The 22,566-nt window shown below is 35.8% G+C and carries 18 protein-coding genes and 1 pseudogene; 15 read left to right on the plus strand and 4 right to left on the minus strand.

All coding sequences use genetic code 11. The features are described from left to right. Nucleotides 1-172 precede the first annotated feature (172 nt). The 3 genes from KM149_RS05260 to KM149_RS05270 all read left to right on the plus strand — a co-directional run bounded on the left by KM149_RS05260 (nt 173) and on the right by KM149_RS05270 (nt 2,711). A complete protein-coding gene (locus KM149_RS05260; RefSeq protein ID WP_050330650.1) occupies nt 173-964 on the plus strand; it encodes a phosphotransferase family protein in 792 nt (263 codons plus the stop codon). Nucleotides 965-976: 12 nt separating this feature from the next. Further along, complete coding sequence (gene trmB / locus KM149_RS05265; protein WP_214970090.1) at nt 977-1,624, plus strand: tRNA (guanosine(46)-N7)-methyltransferase TrmB; 648 nt, start codon at nt 977-979, stop codon at nt 1,622-1,624. A 265-nt stretch (nt 1,625-1,889) separates the two neighbouring features. Then, nucleotides 1,890-2,711 carry a YtnP family quorum-quenching lactonase gene (locus tag KM149_RS05270; RefSeq protein WP_060829753.1) on the plus strand — a complete coding sequence of 274 codons (822 nt, stop codon included), beginning with the start codon at nt 1,890-1,892 and terminating at the stop codon, nt 2,709-2,711. A 40-nt stretch (nt 2,712-2,751) separates the two neighbouring features. Here KM149_RS05270 and KM149_RS05275 read toward each other — a convergent pair whose 3' ends face one another. Next, nucleotides 2,752-3,069, minus strand: a complete 318-nt coding sequence (locus KM149_RS05275) for a hypothetical protein (protein WP_016425369.1) — start codon at nt 3,067-3,069, stop codon at nt 2,752-2,754. Between the two features lie 94 nt (nt 3,070-3,163). Here KM149_RS05275 and KM149_RS05280 point away from each other — a divergent pair, with 94 nt between their 5' ends. The 10 genes and pseudogenes from KM149_RS05280 to ccpA all read left to right on the plus strand — a co-directional run bounded on the left by KM149_RS05280 (nt 3,164) and on the right by ccpA (nt 15,301). Beyond that, nucleotides 3,164-4,231 (plus strand): M42 family metallopeptidase, encoded by a 1,068-nt coding sequence (locus KM149_RS05280; RefSeq protein ID WP_214970088.1) that lies wholly within the window; start codon nt 3,164-3,166, stop codon nt 4,229-4,231. A gap of 11 nt (nt 4,232-4,242) precedes the next feature. Continuing rightward, nucleotides 4,243-4,551 carry a thioredoxin family protein gene (locus KM149_RS05285; RefSeq protein ID WP_182280323.1) on the plus strand — a complete coding sequence of 103 codons (309 nt, stop codon included), beginning with the start codon at nt 4,243-4,245 and terminating at the stop codon, nt 4,549-4,551. A gap of 92 nt (nt 4,552-4,643) precedes the next feature. Then, on the plus strand, nt 4,644-5,510 hold the full coding sequence (locus KM149_RS05290) for a DUF1444 domain-containing protein (RefSeq protein WP_214970086.1): 867 nt from the start codon (nt 4,644-4,646) through the stop codon (nt 5,508-5,510). A gap of 5 nt (nt 5,511-5,515) precedes the next feature. Beyond that, nucleotides 5,516-6,115 carry a YtpR family tRNA-binding protein gene (gene ytpR, locus KM149_RS05295; protein ID WP_050330656.1) on the plus strand — a complete coding sequence of 200 codons (600 nt, stop codon included), beginning with the start codon at nt 5,516-5,518 and terminating at the stop codon, nt 6,113-6,115. Between the two features lie 18 nt (nt 6,116-6,133). Then, entirely contained in the window at nt 6,134-9,334 is a 3,201-nt protein-coding gene (locus tag KM149_RS05300) for a DNA translocase FtsK (protein WP_241415558.1), read from the plus strand. Between the two features lie 30 nt (nt 9,335-9,364). Beyond that, on the plus strand, nt 9,365-10,678 hold the full coding sequence (gene murC, locus KM149_RS05305) for a UDP-N-acetylmuramate--L-alanine ligase (RefSeq protein WP_050330658.1): 1,314 nt from the start codon (nt 9,365-9,367) through the stop codon (nt 10,676-10,678). A gap of 77 nt (nt 10,679-10,755) precedes the next feature. After that, nucleotides 10,756-11,217, plus strand: a pseudogene (locus KM149_RS05310) (DUF948 domain-containing protein); the annotation flags it as partial. Nucleotides 11,218-11,467: 250 nt separating this feature from the next. Then, nucleotides 11,468-12,349, plus strand: coding sequence for a hypothetical protein (locus tag KM149_RS05315; RefSeq protein WP_214970081.1), 882 nt, complete (start codon nt 11,468-11,470; stop codon nt 12,347-12,349). 512 nt (nt 12,350-12,861) lie between these two features. Next, nucleotides 12,862-13,953 (plus strand): bifunctional 3-deoxy-7-phosphoheptulonate synthase/chorismate mutase, encoded by a 1,092-nt coding sequence (locus tag KM149_RS05320; protein ID WP_016425359.1) that lies wholly within the window; start codon nt 12,862-12,864, stop codon nt 13,951-13,953. A gap of 358 nt (nt 13,954-14,311) precedes the next feature. After that, nucleotides 14,312-15,301, plus strand: coding sequence for a catabolite control protein A (gene ccpA, locus KM149_RS05325; RefSeq protein WP_165545601.1), 990 nt, complete (start codon nt 14,312-14,314; stop codon nt 15,299-15,301). Nucleotides 15,302-15,383: 82 nt separating this feature from the next. On the opposite strand, the gene KM149_RS05330 is transcribed toward ccpA, so the two are convergent. After that, complete coding sequence (locus tag KM149_RS05330) at nt 15,384-16,538, minus strand: acetoin utilization protein AcuC (RefSeq protein ID WP_165545600.1); 1,155 nt, start codon at nt 16,536-16,538, stop codon at nt 15,384-15,386. A gap of 12 nt (nt 16,539-16,550) precedes the next feature. Continuing rightward, nucleotides 16,551-17,183, minus strand: coding sequence for a GNAT family N-acetyltransferase (locus KM149_RS05335; RefSeq protein WP_050330663.1), 633 nt, complete (start codon nt 17,181-17,183; stop codon nt 16,551-16,553). Between the two features lie 155 nt (nt 17,184-17,338). Between KM149_RS05335 and acsA the strand changes: the two genes are divergently transcribed. Continuing rightward, nucleotides 17,339-19,048, plus strand: a complete 1,710-nt coding sequence (acsA, locus tag KM149_RS05340; protein ID WP_241415559.1) for an acetate--CoA ligase — start codon at nt 17,339-17,341, stop codon at nt 19,046-19,048. A gap of 639 nt (nt 19,049-19,687) precedes the next feature. Beyond that, nucleotides 19,688-21,355 carry a formate--tetrahydrofolate ligase gene (locus KM149_RS05345; RefSeq protein ID WP_241415560.1) on the plus strand — a complete coding sequence of 556 codons (1,668 nt, stop codon included), beginning with the start codon at nt 19,688-19,690 and terminating at the stop codon, nt 21,353-21,355. Nucleotides 21,356-21,434: 79 nt separating this feature from the next. Here the strand turns inward: KM149_RS05345 and KM149_RS05350 are convergent, their stop codons facing one another. Further along, the gene (locus tag KM149_RS05350; RefSeq protein ID WP_214970072.1) at nt 21,435-22,337 is read right to left on the minus strand and encodes a biosynthetic peptidoglycan transglycosylase; all 903 of its coding nucleotides are present in this window, start codon (nt 22,335-22,337) and stop codon (nt 21,435-21,437) included. Between the last annotated feature and the right edge of the window lie 229 nt (nt 22,338-22,566).

The raw sequence follows: 22,566 nt of genomic DNA on the forward strand, positions 1-22,566 counted from the left end.
AGTCACATTTTGTGTTCCATTTTTGGTTGAAAAAAAAGGCCAATAATTATAAAATTTAACTTGAGTGCAAAACGTGAACAGAAATAAAATCATTGAAAATTGATGATGTAAATATGGCTCTTGAATAATTTTTCATGAGCCTTTTCTAATTGGAAAGTGAGGTGAGTGAGTTGTGGAGCAGTTTTATCAGTTAGGATGGACGCTTGACTCTGCTGGCGGGGCATCAGGGGAAGCTTATATGGCTGAGCAAGATGGACAAAAACTGTTTTTGAAACGGAATTCAAATCCATTTATTGCGGCATTATCAGCTGAAGGTATTGTTCCAAAATTGGTTTGGACGAAGCGGATTGAAACAGGTGAAGTAGTCACTGCGCAACATTGGAAAAATGGGCGTGAATTAACTTCAGACGAAATGGCTCAAGATAGAGTCGCCTATTTATTAAGAAAAATCCATCAATCAAAACCACTATTAACAATGCTAAAACGCATGGAAATGGCACCCATCACGCCTGAAATCATGCTGAATAAAATTAATGCTTCTTTATCGAGAGAAGTATTGACACATCATGTGATTCGTAAAGCTTTGACTTATTTAGAAGAGCATATGCCTGAATATGATCCGCGTTTTTATACAGTGGTCCATGGTGATGTTAACCACAATAACTGGTTATTATCAGATACAGATGAACTTTTCTTAGTTGACTGGGAAGGTGCGATGATTGCTGATCCAGCGATTGACATCGGTATGTTGCTCTACAACTACGTACCTGAAACCCAATGGTCTGAATGGTTTGATATATACGAGGTTAAAGAGACCTTAAATTTGAAAAAGCGAATGAAATGGTATACTGTCATTCAATCTATCGGTATGGTACAGTGGAATGAAGAACATAAACGTTATAAAGATATGAACACGTGGCTTAAATTTTTAAATCAAGTGATGGAAAGTAACGTTTTTATATAAGGAGAACGAATCATGAGAATGAGAAATAAACCGTGGGCTGAGTCCTATCTGATTGAGCATAGTGATATTGTCGATTTGGACGGTTCACATGCGCAAGAAGTCAGTAACTGGTTTGAGAAGTCACAGCCTATTCATATCGAAGTGGGCTCGGGTATGGGTAAATTCATCACGACACTTGCAAGTCAAAATCCGAATATTAATTATGTAGCAATTGAACGAGATAAAAATGTGATGATTCGCGTGTTAGATAAAGTCAATACGTTGAAACTGACAAATATCAAATTATTATGCAATGATGCGATAAAGCTAACAGATTATTTTAAAAATGATGAAGTTGATAGAATCTATCTTAACTTTTCTGACCCATGGCCCAAAAAACGTCATACTAAACGACGTTTAACTTACCATACATTTTTAAAAATATACGAGCAAATCTTGAAAAATGATGGTGAGCTTCATTTCAAAACCGATAACCGTGGATTATTTGCATATAGTTTAGAAAGTATGTCGCAAAATGGCATGTATTTTACAAAAATCAATTTAAACCTACATCAAGAAGATGAAGGTAACAATATACCTACAGAATACGAACATAAATTTGCTGAAAAAGGCTCTAGAATTTATCGTATGGAAGCCAAGTTTCACAATAAAAACCAATAGATGAAGGATCGGGCTGATAAGCATGTCAATGTTTATCAATCCGATTTTTGCTTTTTACTGGTTTTTTGTAGAGGTAACCAATTGAGGTTGCGTATGATGATACTAACTACAAATATTATATCTAAACGGAGCGAGATAGATTTGTCAGTTGGTATCGGGATTAATTCTATCATCTGGTTTGTTTATAAATGTTGTAATTTATCTTGCAATTCGTTGCATTGAACTGTTTGAGCGTCTTACAATTAATATATTAAGGAGTGGTAACATGGAAATTGGTAAATTTAAAGTTGATGCATTAGATGGTGGCTTTACTCAAATGGATGGTGGGGCTATTTTTGGTGTTGTACCTAAACCATTATGGGAAAAACAATATGCAGTGAATGATAAAAATCAAGTTCCGTTAGTCACGCATCCTATTCTAATTCGAACAGGCGATTGTAATATTCTAATTGATGCAGGTATTGGCAATCAAAAATTAACTGAGAAACAATTACGTAATTATGGTGTGATCAATGAGTCTCGTATTAAGGAAGGATTAGCACATTTTTCATTAACGCCTGAAGATATAGATCTTGTCTTAATGACACATATGCACTTTGATCATGCGACAGGGCTTACTGACGCTGAGGGGAACGCACAGTTTCCAAATGCACGCCATTATATACAACAAGACGAGTGGCATGAATTTATAGCACCTAATATTAGAAGCCAAGCAACATATTGGCCAAGTAATAGAGGCACGTATGAAGATCGAATGATTTTGTTTGAAGATACGATTGAACCCTATCCGGGTATAAAGATGAAACATACAGGTGGACATAGCTATGGGCATGTTTTAATTGAAATAGAAAGTGAAAATGAAAAAGCTGTACACATGGCAGATATTTTTAGCACAGCGGCACATCGTAATCCGCTTTGGGTGACTGCCTATGATGATTATCCGATGCAATCGATAAGAGAAAAAGAACGCTTAACACGCTATTATGCGGCAAACCATTATTGGTTTTTGTTTTATCATGATGTTGAATATTTTGCGATACAATTAAGTGATGACTTAAAAAACATTCAAGCGCAAATCTTGAGATAACAAAAAAGGGTGGACATTAAATTGTGTCCAATCCCCTCTGCTATATTTCTATAATGTCAATGATTTGGCCATCATATGCGTCAGCGATAAATTCATAGTGGTAAATTTTACCATTGCGCTCAGCACTGATGCCCCCTTTGTATACCTCATATTCGATACCAAATTTACGATATGTTGTCGGTTCATAAAGGATATAAGACCCTGTGACATGCTTAAAATAGCTTTTAACAGAATCTATCACTTTATTGGCTGGGATATATTTCTGTTTATTCATATTCAGCACATAAAAATAACTTCCTGCAAGAACCACGCCGATTGTGATTGGTATCAATAAAGGCCAGTTTTTTTTCGATAACATAATTCACATCTCCTTGTTGAAGACTTAATTCTAGTTTACCACAGTAGAGATGATATACTAAATAAAGAGATTAAAAAAATAAGGAGTGTGCGATATGACAACAAGTACGATTGAAAAAATTAAGACTTTAACGGAACTACACGGTGCTCCTAATTTTGAACATCGCGTACGTGAATATATGAAATCAAGTATGACCCCTTACGTTGATACATTTGTATATGACCGAATGGGCGGATTTTACGGTGTAAAGAAAAGTAAAAATAAAAATGCGAAACGTATAATGGTCGCAGCTCATATGGATGAGATTGGGTTTATGATAACAGAAGTAACAACACAAGGCTTGATTAAATTTACGGCACTAGGTGGAGTGGCAAACGATATTTGGCAAGGGCAGCGTCTTAAAATTTTGACACAACAAAATGAAGAAATCATAGGGGTTGTGGCGAATATACCAAGTCACTTTAGAACAGGGCAAGAAGGCGCACCACGTATTGAAGATTTACTTTTAGATATTGGAGAAAGTTCTAAAGAGGATGTTTTAAAGCGAGGGGTACTATTAGGAGACCCTATTGTGCCACATACAGAATTATTGCAGTTATCCGAACATCGATATGCAGCGAAAGCTTGGGATAATCGTTATGGCTGTGTCATCGGTCTAGAATTACTCGAACAACTTAAAGACGTTGATTTAGATTTTGATTTATATGTTGGCGCGAATGTACAAGAAGAAGTAGGTTTACGGGGCGCTGAAGCCGCTGCTCGGCTGATCAATCCAGATGTAGCTTTTGTCGTTGATTGCTCACCTGCAAACGATATGAAAGGGCGTCAAGGTCTTTCGGGTGTACTAGGAGAAGGTGCGTTGTTAAGAATTAAAGATGGTACGATGCTACTCAAACCAGCCTTTAAATCTTATTTACAACAAGTTGCAGCTGAACACCACATCCAATATCAACATTATATCTCACCCGGAGGTACAGACGGCGGCGTCATTCATAAATCGAATATTGGTGTACCAACTGCTGTTATAGGTGTGTGTGCAAGATACATTCATAGTGTTGATGCTGTTTTTGATATTCGTGATTATCAAGCAGCGAAAGCGTGGTTAACGGCGTCTATTCGTCAATTAGATGATGAGACGATAGAACAATTACAATATCAATAGGAGTGATAGTGATGATTCAATTAGAAAGTGAACAACAATTTAATGCATTTGCTCAAAAAAATACCGTTTTCTTATTTAGTGCAGATTGGTGTCCAGATTGTCATGTCATTGAGCCGGGTTTACCTGGACTGGAAGAAAAGTATCAACAATTTGACTTTGTAAAAGTGGACCGAGATCAATTTATTGATTTAGCAATTGAACATGGTATTATGGGCATTCCGAGTTTCTTAGTTTATCAAAATGGTAAACAAGTGGGTTCTTATATTGGAAAAGAACGAAAAACAGTAGAACAAATCGATCAATTTTTGAGTCAATTTTAAATAGATTTTAACCCTTGGGACATAGTTTTTCTCTAGTCCTAAGGGTATATTTATTGTAAACTAATAAAAGGCATGAAATTAGGAGTGAAAAAATGAATGTCTTTAAAATTAGAGATTTGATTAAGTCACGATTAGAAGATTTAGAGGTTCATTATCAATTTAATCGTAAAGAAGAATCTTTGAGAATTTATCGAACTGATAACCATAAAGGCTTAACAGTTAAACTTTCCCCAATTGTTGCTAAATTCAACAAAGGGCAAGAAAATATTATTGATGAAATTATTTATTACATTGAAGAAACCATTCATCAAATGAAAGATGAATCCTATAAAGCATTAGATGAGATACGTGTGATGCCTGTCATACGTTCGACAAGTTTTAATGAGAAAACAGATGATGGTAAAGTGTTTATTACTGAACCCCATACTGCTGAAACACGTATTTATTTTGCACTAGATTTAGGAAAATCGTATCGTCTCATTGATGAAACACTTATGACATCATTAAAGTTGTCCAAACAACAAATTAAAGAAATGGCGATGTTTAACGTACGTAAACTTGATAATACGTTTACGACGGATGAAGTAAAAGGGAATATCTTTTATTTTATTAATCAAAATGACGGCTATGATGCAAGTCGCATCATGAACGCAAAGCTATTAAGTGAATTTGAAGAACGATGCCAAGGTGAAATGTTAGTCGCCGTTCCACATCAAGATGTGCTCATTATTGCAGATATACGGAACAAAACAGGTTATGACGTGATGGCACATATTACTATGGACTTTTTTGCTAAAGGATTAGTTCCGATAACCTCACTTTCGTTTGCTTATCAAGAGGGGCACTTCGAACCTATTTTCATTTTAGGTAAAAATAATAAGCCTAAAAATCAAGCGCAGCCTAATGTCGTACATCACTTACGCGCAACTAAAGATAATGATAATCAAAATGAGGAGTAATGAATATGAATTTATTTTATAATCCAACAGGAGTTGGAAACGTTGCATTTTTACAAATTGACCAAGTGGAAGGACCATTTGAATATGAAAATTATGGAGATGTTGTTGCAATAAAAAAAGAAGGTGAAATCGTCGGCTTCAACCTTTTTAATGCGACGAATCACTTGAGCCTTTCAGGAGAAGGACATATTAAATTGACGGCTTCACATATTGATGACATTCAAAAAATGATTGATGAAACAGATTTGAATTATCAACTTGAAGCAGATTTATCACCGAAATTTGTAGTAGGTTATGTGCAATCAAAAGAAAAGCACCCAGATGCTGATAAATTGAGCGTTTGTCAAATTGATGTAGGTTCTGAGACGTTACAAATCGTCTGCGGTGCACCAAACATTGAGCAAGGTCAAAAAGTTGTTGTTGCTAAAGTTGGAGCTGTAATGCCAAGTGGTATGATTATTAAAGACGCTGAACTAAGAGGTGTCGCTTCAAGTGGTATGGTTTGTTCAATGAAAGAACTGAACTTACCTAATGCACCACAAGAGAAGGGAATCATGGTTTTAGAAGATAGTTATAAAGTAGGTCAACCATTTTTCGATGAATAAAGGAAGGTTGTGAAATCAATGAGCTGGTTTGATCAATTATTTGGTGAAGATGATAAAAGCTATTCATCACAACGTTCAAAACGAAGAAAAAAAGAGCAACAGAAAAGTCAATTTAAAAGTAATCTTGTACCGCAAAGTAACGATATTTACCAAAGACCAAGAGGTAAGTTCCGCTTTCCAATTCATATGTATGAGCAGCAGAAAGAGACAACACAAGATTATACTGCAACGGCTGAACAACATAAAGAAAACGTGTCACAATATACGCCACACACTTTAATTACGGATCGTAAACAGCGTCGTCATCGCGGTATGCAACAGCAGCCGTCGCAAGCCTCTGAACAAGTATCTAAACAAGATAACATACAATATTCCAACAATCAGCGTTATCAAAAAAGTCATCAAGTCGGATCACAATATACACGCCATGCTAAAAATCATTTTCCTGAAAAACCAAATTATCAGCAAAAGGAATTTAGAGCAAGTGAGGTGCCTTCAGCGATATTTGGAACAAAACAACATAAGAAAATTGAAAATAGTGGATTAAAGCAACCACCTGACACGCGTCATGCTGAAGATACCCATGAAGAATCAAAGGTAAAACCAACAAGTTCAAGCTATAAAAACGAATCCCAATCAAATAGCAAAGCAAAAAGTTCTCAAAAAGGCACACCTTCTGGTCCAAGAAGTAATACCGTTAACATTGAAAATATTTATGCTTCTCAAATTGTCGAAGAAATTCGTCGTGAACGCGAGAAAAAAGTACTACAAAAGAAACGTTTTCAAGAGGAACTTAAGAAAAAACGCGAACATCAAGCAAATGATACGCAAAATGAGTTACAAAAAGCGATTGACGACATGCATACGGCACAAGCACGTCAGTTATTAGGTAAGCAGTATGGTACGTCTATAGAGGATGAGGACGCGGGTGATGACGCACCTTCAACGGCTGAAGATGCACCACAATCAAATGTTGAAGAAACTGAATCACGAGATCATAATCATGATTATACCTATGAAGAAGTTGATTTGGCACAATTTGATGAGCCATCTTCTGCAAGTGAAGAGATAGCTAAGGACTCGTCAGTACATCAACCGCCAAAATTGCAAGTATCTGAGAGAACGACTGTGGATACGGCATTAGAAGAGCATGAAAACAATTTAGCACATGAATGGCATCAAGAAAATGAGAATAATGCAATTGATAGTGATGCGACCCATATGAGTTATGCCTCTGAAGTTGAGGATGTTGAAGAAAAAGACACTGTGGCGAGCTTGGATGATAAAGATATAAAAGCTAAAGATACCGTCCAGTTAGAACCTGTGCTAAAACCAGAGCTTCATCGTGATAAAACTGATGAATTCAATCGTAAAGAGGTCCAAAAATCGATGGATTCTAATGATGACGAAAGCCAATCAAATGACGATAAAGTCAACTCGACTACTGATAAAAAGCAAGCGAAAACGACCATCACTCCGATACGTAAAGGAAGTAAGCCTTTTAATGTCGTTATGACACCCTCAGATAAAAAAAGAATTATGGATCGACAAAAGAAAATCCAACAGTTCAATACAAGTCATAACGAAGTAAAAGATGATAGGCGTCAACAACCATCACAAGCGGAAGATGCAACTTCAAATGAAAATACACATGGTGCGTTGATTGCTGATAATCCATCGCAACAAACCCCTGTTAAGGACGATATGTCTAATACGTCAGAGCAACGAGAAACAGAGTCAAATATGACGAGGCTACATCATCAAAATTTTGTTGAAGATACACAGTCTACAGTATCAAAACAAGAAGAAAAGGTTGTTCGCCGTGGGCCTAATTTGAATTTGCCAAGTATTGAACTACTGGATGAGCCTGAAATTCAAGAACGTGATGAAGCATGGATTTCTGAAAAAAAACAGGAGTTAAATGATGCCTTTTATTATTTCAATGTTCCAGCAGAAGTTGTCAATGTCATTGAAGGGCCAAGTGTGACACGTTTTGAATTATCTGTCGAAAAAGGGGTCAAGGTTTCAAGAATCACTGCTTTGCAAGATGATATTAAAATGGCGCTTGCAGCGAAAGATATACGTATTGAAGCCCCTATACCGGGTACAAGTTTAGTAGGTATAGAAGTCCCTAATCAAAATGCAACGAAAGTTAATTTAAGATCGATTATCGATACACAAGCATTTAAAAATGCGGAATCAAAATTAACAGTTGCAATGGGAAATCGAATCAATAATGAACCGTTACTTATGGATATTGCTAAAACACCACATGCTTTAATAGCAGGTGCGACTGGATCGGGTAAATCTGTCTCTATTAACAGTATTTTAATTTCGCTATTATATAGAAACCATCCAGAAGAATTAAAACTACTTTTAATTGACCCTAAAATGGTTGAACTAGCACCTTATAATGACTTACCACATTTAGTTGCACCAGTGATTACAGATGTCAAAGCTGCGACGCAAAGTTTGAAGTGGGCTGTGGATGAAATGGAAAGACGCTATAAGCTTTTTGCACAAGCACATGTCCGTAACATATCAGCATTCAACAAAAAAGTATCCTATGACCAGCGTATTCCTAAAATTGTGATTGTCATAGATGAGCTTGCAGACCTAATGATGATGGCGCCTCAAGATGTAGAGCAATCTATTGCGCGTTTGGCGCAAAAAGCGCGTGCATGTGGTATCCATATGTTAGTGGCAACACAAAGACCTTCAGTCAATGTCATTACGGGATTGATTAAAGCAAATATTCCAACTCGAATTGCATTTATGGTATCATCGAGTGTGGATTCTAGAACCATTTTAGATAGTGGTGGCGCCGAACGCCTTCTTGGTTATGGAGACATGTTGTATCTTGGTGGTGGTATGAATAAGCCAATACGTGTTCAAGGCACTTTTGTGTCAGATGATGAAATTGATGCTGTGGTTGATTTTATTAAATCACAACGAGAGCCTGAATATTTATTCCAAGAGCAAGAGTTATTACAAAAAACGGAAGCACCTGTTAAGGATGAATTGTTCGATGACGTATGCGCATTTATGGTGCGAGAAAACCATATTTCAACTTCCTTAATACAACGCCATTTTCAAATCGGTTATAATCGAGCAGCGCGTATCATTGATCAATTAGAACAACTGGGTTTCATCTCTGGCGCAAATGGATCAAAACCGCGTGATGTATATCTTACAGAGTCTGAATTAAATGAGCTTTAGTGTGGAAAAAGAGAAAGGAGCGATGAAACAATGACGAAATACCATTTTGTTGGTATTAAAGGTGCTGGGATGAGCTCATTAGCGCAAATCATTTATGATTTGGGCTATGATGTTCAAGGATCAGATATAGACCAGTACGTTTTTACTGAAATTGCATTAAAAAATAAGGGGATTAAAATTTTACCATTTACTGCGGATAATATTACTGAGGGGTTAACTATTATTCAAGGTAATGCATTTAATGATTCACATGAAGAAATCGCTCGTGCACATGAACTCGGTTTAAAAGTGATTCGTTATCACGATTTTTTAAGCGAAGTCATCAACCAGTACATATCCGTTGCAGTGACAGGTGCGCACGGCAAAACTTCAACGACTGGTTTGTTGTCTCATGTAATGAATGGTGATAAAAAGACATCATTTTTAATTGGTGATGGTACAGGTATGGGACTGCCTCAAAGTGAGTATTTCGCTTTTGAAGCTTGTGAATACCGACGTCATTTTCTAAGTTATCAACCAGACTATGCAATTATCACGAATATCGATTTTGATCATCCAGATTATTTCAAAGATGTTGATGATGTCATAAATGCTTTCCAAGGTATGGCAAACAACGTTAAAAAAGCGATTATCGCTTGGGGTGATGACCCTTACGTAAAAGAGATTAATGTGGATATTCCAGTTTATTATTATGGTTTCGATCCATCAATGGATGTTTCTGCTCAAAATATCGAAGTTACAGATAAAGGAACAGCGTTCGATGTCTATATTAAAGGCGAATATTATGATCATTTTGTCTCACCACAATATGGTGATCACAATATTTTAAATGCTTTGGCTGTATTAACTATAAGTTATCTTGAAAAATTAGATGTAGACAATATTAAAGAAGCGCTGATTACTTTTGGCGGTGTAAAACGACGCTTTAATGAAACATTTGTACAAAATCAAGTATTAGTAGACGATTATGCCCACCATCCAAGAGAAATTAGTGCTACAATTGAGACAGCTAGAAAAAAATATCCAAATAAAGAAGTGGTTGCGATTTTTCAACCACATACTTTCTCTCGAACAAAAGCATTTTTACAAGAGTTTGCAGACGTGTTAAGTGATGCAGATCAAACTTATTTGTGTGATATTTTTGGCTCCATTCGTGAAAATCAAGGTGAATTATCAATTGAAGACTTATTAAAGCGGATTGATGGGGCACACTTGATTTCAGAAGATAATGTTGACCAATTAGAGAAACATGACGACGCTGTACTTCTTTTTATGGGTGCAGGAGACATTCAAAAGATTCTCAAAGCATATATGGAAAAAGTTAGTGTTGAACATGGGTTTTAATGTTTGAGTTTCAAGAGGTTGGGTATTAAAGTAAAATAAATAGCATATTATTTAATGTCATTAGGAGGCGTTTACGAATGGAATGGATTTTACCTATTGCAGGAATCATAGCAGCAATTGCATTTTTAATCTTGTGTATTGGTATCGTAGCTGTATTGGTTTCTGTTAAAAAGAACTTGGACCATGTGGCTAAAACACTTGATGGTGTTGAAGGTCAAATTCAAGGGATTACACGTGAATCAACTGACTTGCTACACAAAGCAAATCGTTTAACTGAAGATATCCAAGACAAAGCAAATCGCTTAAACTCTGTGGTTGACGCAGTAAAAGGTATTGGTGATTCAGTGCAAACATTAAACGGTTCAGTGGATCGTGTAACTCACTCAATTACACATAACATTTCACAGAACGAAGATAAAATTTCTCAAGTTGTTCAATGGTCTAATGTTGCAATGGAAATTGCTGATAAATGGCAAAATAGAAAAAGCCGCCGTGGAAGTGCAGCTTACAAAACGAACAACGTAGCAGATGATGCAAATCGTGGCCAAGGTCATCAACATTCACATTCTTTATCTAACGATGAATTAGTGAATAATGAATATAAAAATAAAGACTTAAACGATTTCTCAACTGACCCAGAATCAGTAAATACAAAGTATACAACTTTAAATGACTCTGATTCTAAACACAAATAATAAGTTCAGATTTTGAATAGGCTTTAAACAGAATGCACTTAAATGAGTTTAATACTTGATTTAAGTGCATTTATTAATAGGAGGGGACGATTGGATGGAAAAATATAATCGAGACTTATACACTAAAGGTTTAGAAAGTTATGAAGTACCTCATTATGAAGAAGGAAACAAAGGTTTAGATTTCGTATTCGGTTTTGTAGCAGGAGCTATTTTAGGAAGTGCGTTAGGTATTGTTTTAAAACCAGGATCAGCACAAAGAAAGAATAAAAATCGCAATCAAACTGTGAACGTCAACGATCAATCTACACAATTGAGAGAAGAAGCACAACGTAAAGCAGAAGCACTTAAAGCACAAGCAAGACAAATTAGAGATGAAAAAGCAAGTGCTACACAAAAAACTGAAAATAAAGAGAAAGTAACGTCTTCAGAACTAGAAGCGCAACGTCGTGCGATTCGAAGCGAAGTCGATTCAGATCGTTTACAACAACCCACTCGCAATCATGATCAATCAACAAAGTCTCCTGACAAAAAAGAGCATAAAAAAGACAGTGTAGCAACAGCGGCTGCTACACCTGTTCAACAAGAAAATTCTCAATCATCAACAGGTAAAACAACGCAAAACAAACAATCTGTACAAGATGATACCGTTGCTGCACAACAACGTGCGATTCGTAAAGAAGTGGATTCAGATCGATTAGCGGGTCAAGTTGCTGATCAAAACAATGGTAAAGCACAAGTAGATGATAAAGGTCAAAAATCAGATAGTCAGGCACATGCTACAGCACAATCACCAAATAAACCTCAACCGCATAGTGAAGCACAATTTGAAAATGGTGTGATTACGCATGATACCTCTCATAAAGAGAACAATCAAAAAGATGATTTTAAACTTTCATCTGAACATAATCAAGCAGTATCTGAAGAAGCTAAAAAAACAAATAGTAAAGTAGACAAACATACTTTCAACAATAAATAACATCAATTTAATAGAACGAAAATGGGATATTAATCTCAAAAATAATAGCGCTAAGATGATTTTTAATAGTAACATCGTTTTAGCGCTTTCTTTTATGATATAACTACGTATGATATGTCTTTGTTTTCTGATGTAACGGCCTCAATTTGTCGTTTTCGGTTAATCCTATTTTAATTTAGGCTTATTTCCCATTGTTTTTAACCCGTTCAATCTCCTCAACGCAGCTCTACTAAAATGTAATCACAGATTCGATTCGTTTTCTCTTACGCAAGAAAAGTTTATAATAAAACTAGAAAATGGTTTAATTGATATTAAATTTAAAATTTTCTGTCAAAATACATTGACTTAATGCGCAATATATTCTAAAGTTTTAATAATCAGTAGTTGATGTTTATATATAATTATGGATAATGGGTTGAAATTGAAGGATATTATTGATAATATACTCAATATCCACTTAAAGTTTTATTGCTTTAAAGCAAGTTAGAAAATGATTGGTTGAGGTGAAAGATATGACAAGTAAATTAGAAGCATACAGAAAGCAGATTGAAGATATCAATGGACAAATTTTAGATTTATTATCAAAACGTGGAGAGCTCGCTCAAAAAATTGGTGAGGAAAAACGTAAACAAAGTACAGTAGTTTATGATCCGCAACGTGAAAAAGAAATGCTCAATACATTAATTGATAAAAACCAAGGTCCATTTAACGATAATGTGATTAAACAACTGTTTAAAGAAATATTTAAAGCCTCAACAGATTTACAAAAGTCAGATAATGAAAAGCACCTCTATGTTTCTCGTAAACTGAAACCTGAAGATACCATTGTTCATTTTGATAATGGTGGCATTATAGGAGAAGGTGTAAAATCATTTGTTTTTGGACCTTGTTCTGTAGAATCATATGAACAAGTTGAAGCTGTTGCTAAGAATTTACACGCCAAAGGTGAAAAATTCATTCGTGGTGGTGCTTTTAAGCCACGTACGTCTCCATATGACTTCCAAGGATTAGGAGAGGAAGGCCTTAAAATATTAAAACAAATTAAAGATAAATATGATTTAAATGTTGTCAGTGAAATTGTACATCCAAACGATTTTGAAATTGCAGATCAATATTTAGATGTATTTCAAATAGGTGCACGAAATATGCAAAACTTCGAACTGTTGAAAGAAGCAGGGCGTACGAAAAAACCAATTTTGTTAAAACGAGGATTGTCCGCAACAATCGAAGAATTTGTATATGCAGCTGAATACATTGCTTCAGAAGGTAACCAAAATATTATTTTATGTGAACGTGGTATTCGTACATACGAAAAAGCAACGCGTAACACTTTAGATATTTCTGCTGTTCCAATTTTGAAGCAAGGTACACATTTACCCGTTATGGTTGACGTGACACATAGCACAGGAAGAAAAGATATTATGCTACCAACTGCCAAGGCAGCATTAGCTGTAGGTGCGGATGGTGTTATGGCTGAGGTACACCCTGAACCTTCTGTTGCGTTAAGTGATAGTGGTCAGCAAATGGATTTAAATGAATTTGATGCATTCTACAATGTACTCAAACCACTGTCAGATTTATATAATCAACAAAAAATTAAATAATTTTTGTGTAACAACCTTTAAAATAAACCAAAACAAACCAAGCTAAAATTCAATATGATTTTTCCTAAGCGGCGGAGCTATTTTTAATGAATAGTTTCGTCGCTTTTGGTGCTTCATATTTAAAATAATTATTTCCATTATATATATTGATAGAAAAGTAAATAAGATATCAATAAAACAATGAGTATATCTATCATTTTGACAATAATTACGTTATAATATTATTTTTAAATATGACAAAAATTTGACAAGAAAGCGTTTTAGATTTCTAAATTTGTCAAATTATGATAAACTTTGAAAATGACATGAAAACGTATTAAAATAAACAATAAAGCGTTTTCGAGGAGGGACTTTCAATATGACTGTAACCATTTATGATGTTGCTCGAGAAGCACGTGTCTCGATGGCAACAGTGTCAAGAGTTGTGAATGGGAATCAAAATGTAAAACCTGAAACAAGAGATAAAGTAAATGAAGTTATTAAACGTTTAAACTATAGACCTAATGCTGTTGCGAGAGGTTTAGCGAGTAAGCGTACGACGACAGTTGGCGTTATTATCCCTGATATTTCTAATATTTATTACTCTCAATTAGCACGAGGTCTAGAAGATATTGCAACGATGTATAAATATCATACAATCATATCAAACTCTGATAACGATCCTGATAAGGAAAAAGAGATTTTTAATAATTTATTAAGTAAACAAGTGGACGGTATTATCTTTCTTGGGGGCACTTTAACGGAAGATATTAAAGAACAAATTAGTCGCGCTTCAATACCAGTGGTGGTTTCTGGTACGAATGGTAAAGACGACGGTATTGCTTCAGTTAATATTGATTTTGTTAAAGCAAGTGAAGAAGTCACTGAAAAGCTTGTTCAATCAGGTGCAACGAAATTTGCTTTTGTTGGTGGAGGCTATTCAAAAAAAGCACAAGAAGATGCATATGATGGACTTAAAAAAGTGTTAGAAAAGCATAATTTAACAGTGGATCAACATCTGTTATATGTAGGGAATGAAACTTATAAAGATGGGTTACGTGCATTTGAGAAATTAAGTGAATATCGACCAGATGTTGTATTGTCTATTAGTGATGAACAAGCAATTGGCGTTGTTCACGCCGCTTTAGATCATGGACTAGAAGTACCTAAAGATATTCAAGTTGTTAGTTTTAACAATACACGCTTAGTTGAAATGGTACGACCACAATTATCAAGTGTCATTCAACCTTTATATGACATTGGTGCTGTTGGTATGCGTTTACTTACAAAATATATGAATAACGAAGAAATTGAAGATCATAACGTTATTTTGCCACATAAAATTCAATATCGTGGCACGACACGCTAATATTCAATTCAAACTCAAATAAGCTGTGAAGAAATTTATGAAAATAGATTTCTTCACAGCTATTTTTTAAAAATTTAGACTATTAAAACCAACTTAAAATGTTAGAAGCAACTTGTTCGTTCTGTTTTGTGATGGCTTCTCTTCTTGGAATTTCTTGATAATCTTCAAACTGTTCCTCCCAGTATTCAGGAATTGGAACAGGGCTATAATGACGCCACTTGTTCAGCCAAACTTCTGGTAATCTTCCTGATAACGGTGGCTGGTGTATTAAACTTAAATAAATATGACTCCAAGCTCTAGGTACGACACGCCAAATATTATAACCACCACCGCCTAGCATGATTTGCTTTCCATTACAATATTTTTCTGCTAACTCTGTAATAATATAGGGGATTTCATAAAGTGTATTTAAGTTGCAACTCATATGTGTCAGTGGATCTAAATAATGAATATCTGAACCATTGACACTCACAATAAAATCAGGTTGAAATGCTTCTGCGACCTTTTCTACTGTTTTTTTAAAGACATCGATAAAAGAATCATGCTCTGTATAAGGTTCTAAAGGTACGTTGATACAATAGCCAAAACCTTGATCGGTGCCTCTCTCAGTGTAGTGTCCTGATCCGGGAAATAAAAATTTCCCTGTTTCATGAATTGAATAATTCATAATTTGGTTTGAAGTAAAAAAACGCCATTGCACACCATCCCCATGGTGCGCATCAGTATCAATGTACAATACACGTTGATGGTATCGCTCATTGAGATATTTCATGTAAATGGCTGCATCGTTATAAACACAAAAACCACTCGCTCGACCTTCGTGTGCGTGATGAAGCCCTCCAGCAAGATGACAACCATTTCTAAACTGACCTGTCATGATGGCATCAACCAGATTTAATCCCCCTCCGATAATGGTAGCTGTGCTACGGTGAATGGTTGAAAATACATGTGTATCCTCATCCCCTAAACCATATTTTTGTTGTTCATCAATAGTTAAAATATTCTTTTCCCCACGTTTTACGGCTTCAATATAGTCATAATTATGAACGGTTGCAATCTCGTTTGTTGTGGCTTGTCTTGGCTTAATAATCTGTGAATCTGACAAGTAACCTGTTGCTTTTAATAATTCGGTGGTTAACTTAACACGCATTTGATTAAACGGATGTTTATTATGGAAGCGATACCGTAAAAGTGCGTCTGAATAGACATAACCTGTTTGTTGTGACTGTTCTTTCATGCCACACACCCCCTAGAAAAAGAAACGATTCATAAACCGTATATTGTCGAATTCTGTCATTTGATCGACAGTTATATTTTTGCCAATTCGAGCCATTAAGCAGTTTGCGGGATGACTCGTAATTTCAGGGTCATCTGTTGCAAATACTTCTAATCCGCCATGTGACATCATTGCTTGCATCAGTTTTTTATATTCAAAAACATCTAAACCAGAATTTTTCAAATCCCAATGCCAATAATATTCGGTTGTAATGACAATATAATTCTCAAATTCAGGGCTGCGTGTACTGACTTTTAACAACGCGTTTCCTAATCCCAGACCACGATAGGGTAGGCTGATTTCTATAGCACCTAATTCAAGTAAATAAGGGAGATTTCCTGTTGACCATCTTTCCATTGGATCAGGATATAAATAAGTGACGTAACCAATAATATGCTTAGCTTTTCGAATGATATAAATGCGACCTTCGTCTAAAGAACTTATATCTTGGATCGCTTCGAATTGTGCAATGGGTATACGAAACGCATCAAGTCCTTCGTCAAATGTCATTGTTTGTAAATATTCTTTTGAAACAGGACCTTCAATCACAAAGGTTTGACCAGCTTTTTCGTAACTTTCGTATTCGTATGTTTTTATATGAGACATGACGGTAGCTCCTTTCTTACGTATTACACTACATTTATTATAATGTAACTTTTGTGAATTTTCATCTTGTAGTCAGAATAAGTATAATATTTTGAAAACAATAGTCGAGTGCGCTATAATACTTTTGAAAGCGATTACAAAAGGGGGTACTCGTGATGAAAGTCGAAGTATACAAAGGGGAACAAGGAGATTTCAATCTAACGAATTATCAAGAAACATATCAAAATTTCGATTGGAAAGAAGTTGAAAAAGCTTTTTCGTGGTATGAAACTGGAAAGGTCAATATGGCATATGAATGTATCGATCGCCATGTGAATGAAGGTAAAGCAGATAAAATTGCTTTAAATTATAAAGATGAGAATCGGAAAGAAAGTTACTCATTTAAAGAAATGCAAGATAAAACAAATCAAGCTGCAAATGTGCTCAAAGAACAAGCGCATGTTCAAAAAGGAGATCGCGTTTTTATTTTTATGCCAAGAACGCCTGAACTCTATTTCGCTTTCTTCGGTATTCTTAAAATAGGTGCAATTGTTGGTCCGTTATTTGAAGCATTTATGGAAAAAGCAGTGAAGGATCGTCTAGAAAATAGTGATGCTAAGGTCGTTATTACTACGAATCAACTATTACCGCGAATTCCTAAAGAACAACTACCGCATTTAGAAACAATTGTGGTTGTAGATGACCACGTTAAAGCTGATTATGTCGATTTTAATCAAGCATTAGCTGAAGCGGATACATCATTCGACATCGAATGGTTAAACCGTGAAGATGGTTTAATATTACATTATACATCGGGATCGACAGGCCAACCGAAAGGCGTATTGCATGTTCAGAATGCAATGTTGTTACATTATATTTCAGGTCGCTATGTTTTAGACTTTCATGAAGATGATATTTATTGGTGTACTGCTGATCCCGGTTGGGTTACTGGTACATCTTACGGTATTTTTGCACCGTGGTTAAATGGGGTAACAAACTGTATTGCTGGTGGCCGCTTTTCACCTGACGGTTGGTACAGCATGATCGAGGATTTCAATGTGACCATTTGGTATACAGCACCGACTGCTTTAAGAATGTTGATGAGTGCTGGGGATGATTTGGTGGCAAAATATGATCTTTCCTCTGTTAAAAGTATTCTATCAGTAGGCGAGCCTTTGAATCCAGAGGTCATTAAATGGGCTAAAAAAGTTTATCATAAACGTGTTTTAGATACATGGTGGATGACAGAGACTGGCGGGCACATGATCGTTAATTATCGCAATATGGATATTAAATTAGGTTCAATGGGTAAACCATTGCCAGGTATTGAAGCTGCAATTATCGATAACGAAGGTCATATCTTACCGCCAAATCGCATGGGGAATTTAGCGATAAGAAAAGGTTGGCCGTCAATGATGCGTGAAATTTGGAAAAATCCTGAGAAATATCGATCTTACTTTATAGGTGATTGGTATGTTTCGGGTGACTCCGCATACCAAGATGAAGATGGTTATTTCTGGTTCCAAGGTCGTGTGGATGATGTCATCATGACAGCTGGTGAAAGAGTAGGTCCATTTGAAGTTGAATCTAAGTTAGTCGAGCATGAAGCTGTTGCTGAAGCGGGCGTGATTGGGAAGCCGGACCCTGTACGTGGAGAGATTATCAAAGCTTTTGTAGCACTTCGTCAAGGATATGAACCTTCTGACGCACTGAAAGAGGACATTCGAAAATTTGTTAAAGAAGGGCTTGCTGCACATGCTGCGCCGAGAGAAATCGAATTCAAGGAGAAATTGCCTAAAACGCGTTCGGGTAAAATTATGCGTCGTGTGCTTAAAGCGTGGGAATTAGATTTGCCAACTGGTGATTTAAGCACAATGGAAGATTAAAGTGTTTATTGAAAAGAATTCATCAAGCTTTATAAATTCAAATAAATGACAACATGAAATTAATAAAGATGCCTAGTTTTTTCAGGGTCTGTATGTTTAATGCTCTGCTCAATTCTAGTCATCTTTATTTTGGGGAGGACGATAAAATGATAATGCCGTTAGTCCTGCCCATTTATGATGTGATAGATGCCACTTGATTTAGTCTTGTTCCTTGTTATTTTTAAATAATAATATTAAAGATGAGACATTTATGTTTATTAATCAGTGTTGTTAACTCACTCGTTATCAAGGCACTTTTTAAATATTTTCATTTTTTAAAGACGATTTATTTTATTTTTATATTTTATGGGACTCACTGATTAAGCTTAGCAATAAAAGGGATTAAAAAACATTATTGTCAGATAAAAATACAGAAATTCAGGGATAAGTTTTTCCGAAATATGTTTCATATTTTGTTCGACATTGCCATCATTGTTCGTTATGATGAGTGGTAAAGGGCGGGTAATATAAACACACTCTTTTTCTTGCAGTTAAGTGATTTAGATTGAATAGCGTGTTGACTTCAATTTTTCACGTGCTGTTCTGTTTCTAAACATTGATTTACATACTAACACTAAATTTTTAAAGGGGTTGACTATGGTGAGTCATTTATCAGATTTGGAAATTGCGAACCAATCGACATTAAGACCAATTCAAGAGATTGCTGAATGTGCAGGTATTTCTGAGGATGCCTTGGAGCAATACGGGCATTATAAAGCAAAAATAGACATTTCTAAAATAACAACGAAGGGGACAAAAGGTAAAGTGGTTTTAGTGACTGCGATGAGTCCTACACCAGCTGGTGAAGGCAAATCAACTGTAACGGTTGGCCTTGCGGATGCATTTAAGCAAATCAATCAAAATGTCATGGTTGCTTTACGTGAACCTGCCTTAGGTCCAACATTTGGTATTAAAGGTGGCGCAACAGGCGGCGGATACGCACAGGTGTTGCCGATGGAAGACATTAACCTTCATTTTAATGGCGATTTTCATGCGATTACTACAGCCAATAATGCTTTATCTGCATTTATTGATAATCACATTCATCAAGGAAACGCATTAGGTATTGATCAACGACGTATTGAATGGAAACGTGTGTTAGACATGAACGATAGAGCGTTACGTCAGGTCATTGTTGGTCTTGGCGGTCCAACGCAAGGGGTGCCACGTGAAGATGGTTTTAATATTACGGTGGCTTCTGAAATTATGGCAATATTATGCTTAAGTACAGGAATTAAAGATTTAAAAGAAAATATTGCTAAGATTACAATCGGCTATACTCGTGATCGTCAACCTGTCACTGTTAGAGATTTAGAAGTTGAAGGTGCTTTAGCGATGATTTTAAAAGATGCGATTAAGCCAAACCTTGTTCAAACAATAGAAGGGACACCTGCATTGGTACATGGTGGACCATTTGCGAATATTGCACATGGTTGTAACTCTATTATCGCAACTGAAACAGCACGTGACTTAGCTGATATCGTAGTAACAGAAGCAGGTTTCGGTTCAGACTTGGGTGCTGAAAAATTTATTAACATTAAATCAAGAAAAGCTGGATTTGAACCCGATGCAGTTGTCGTTGTTGCGACAATACGTGCATTAAAAATGCATGGTGGTGTAGCGAAAGATCAACTAAAAGAAGAAAATGTAGATGCAGTTAAAGCAGGTATTCAAAATTTAGAGCGCCATGTTAACAATATTCGAAAATTTGGTGTAGAACCAGTCGTAGCTTTAAACGCATTTATTCACGACACCGAAGCCGAATTTGAGTATGTTGAGCAGTGGGCTAAATCGAACAATGTACATCTTTCTCTTACTGAAGTGTGGGAAAAAGGCGGTAAAGGTGGCGTTGATTTAGCAGAAAAAGTGTTAGAAGTCGTCAATACACCAAATGATTTTATACGACTTTATGAATTGGAGTCACCGCTTGAAGAAAAAATCGAAAAAATCGTCAAAGAAATTTATGGTGGTTCTAAAGTGACATTTTCTTCAAAAGCGCAAAAACAATTACAACAATTTAAAGAAAATGGTTGGGATCATTATCCAGTTTGTATGGCAAAGACACAATATTCTTTCTCAGATGATCAAACACAATTAGGTGCACCGACTGGATTTGAAATTACAATTCGTGAATTAGAGGCGAAAACAGGTGCTGGTTTCATTGTTGCATTAACAGGTGCGATTATGACGATGCCGGGATTACCTAAAAAACCTGCCGCATTAAATATGGATGTGACAGATGACGGCCATGCCATTGGCTTGTTCTAAATGGATGTGCAAAAGTAATAGTTTAATTAAATAAAAAATAAGGCAGGAATCAGAAGAGTTAGACTTCGATTTCTGCCTTTTACTGTGTTTGATAGAGGTGGTCGTATATATCATATGATAGGGCGCGTTGATATTGTTGAGGTGAAATCATTTTTTCAACACGCATGCGTTTTAGTACATAGTGTTGTCTGTTAATAGAAAGATTGAGTGCTTGCTTATCTTTCAACTGGCCGTCTTTAGTGAAAGGGGTATATACATAAGGACTTTGTAGTAACCCTGTAATATAAGCTGACTCAGCGATGTTAAGGTCATGAGGTGGTTTGCCAAAAATACCGTATGAAGCAGATGTAATTCCTGTAATATTTTGACCGTGTGTATCTAAGCCAAAGGGAACAAGGTTTAAATAAGTATAAATGATTTCTTGTTTAGTCATGATATGCTCAATGCGCATCGCATACATTATTTCTTTAGCTTTTCTATCGTAGGTGCGTTCATTCGTAAGCACTTGATTTTTTACAAGTTGCTGGGTAATTGTGCTCCCACCTGTTGCAAATTTAGTATCAAAAATATCTTGATACATTGCACGTAATATTGCTTTTGGTAGAATACCGTTATGTGTATAAAAATCTGCATCTTCAGAAGCGACTAATGCTTTTGTCACATAAGGGGACACCTCGGCTGGACCTGCAATTAGAGGCGGCTCTTGTTGATTATAGACTGCAATTAAATTCTCTTTTTCGGGGTGCGCCAAGTTCAGTTCTGGAAGGTGTGTAATTTGACTCATTAATTCATGGTTATTAATTGACTTTGCCTCTGAGACAATACTCGCAAAGTAACCTAAAGTGAGACCGGATAGAAAAATCATCCCTAATAATAAAAATATAATAAAAGAGAAGATGGTCTGTTTAATTCTTTTAAAATAATAGTCATACCGTTCTAGAAATGAAGTCGCTTGATTTTGATGATTTGTTGTTAACTTCATACACCATGACCTCCATATATTAATCAAAGTATAGCATATTTTAAAAAAGGTGTCCGAGGTCATTTTAAAGTTGTATTTGACATCGATTTTGGAAGGTTATATAATAAAATGAAATTACATAACGTATTGAAATTGAGGACAAGTAATTTTTGTGATTATATTAAGAGAGTCAGTGGGTGGTGTGAACTGATTATAATACATTAATGAATACACCTCTTAATTGAATTTC

The organism is Staphylococcus coagulans, assembly GCF_022557135.1.
Lineage (GTDB): Bacteria > Bacillota > Bacilli > Staphylococcales > Staphylococcaceae > Staphylococcus > Staphylococcus coagulans.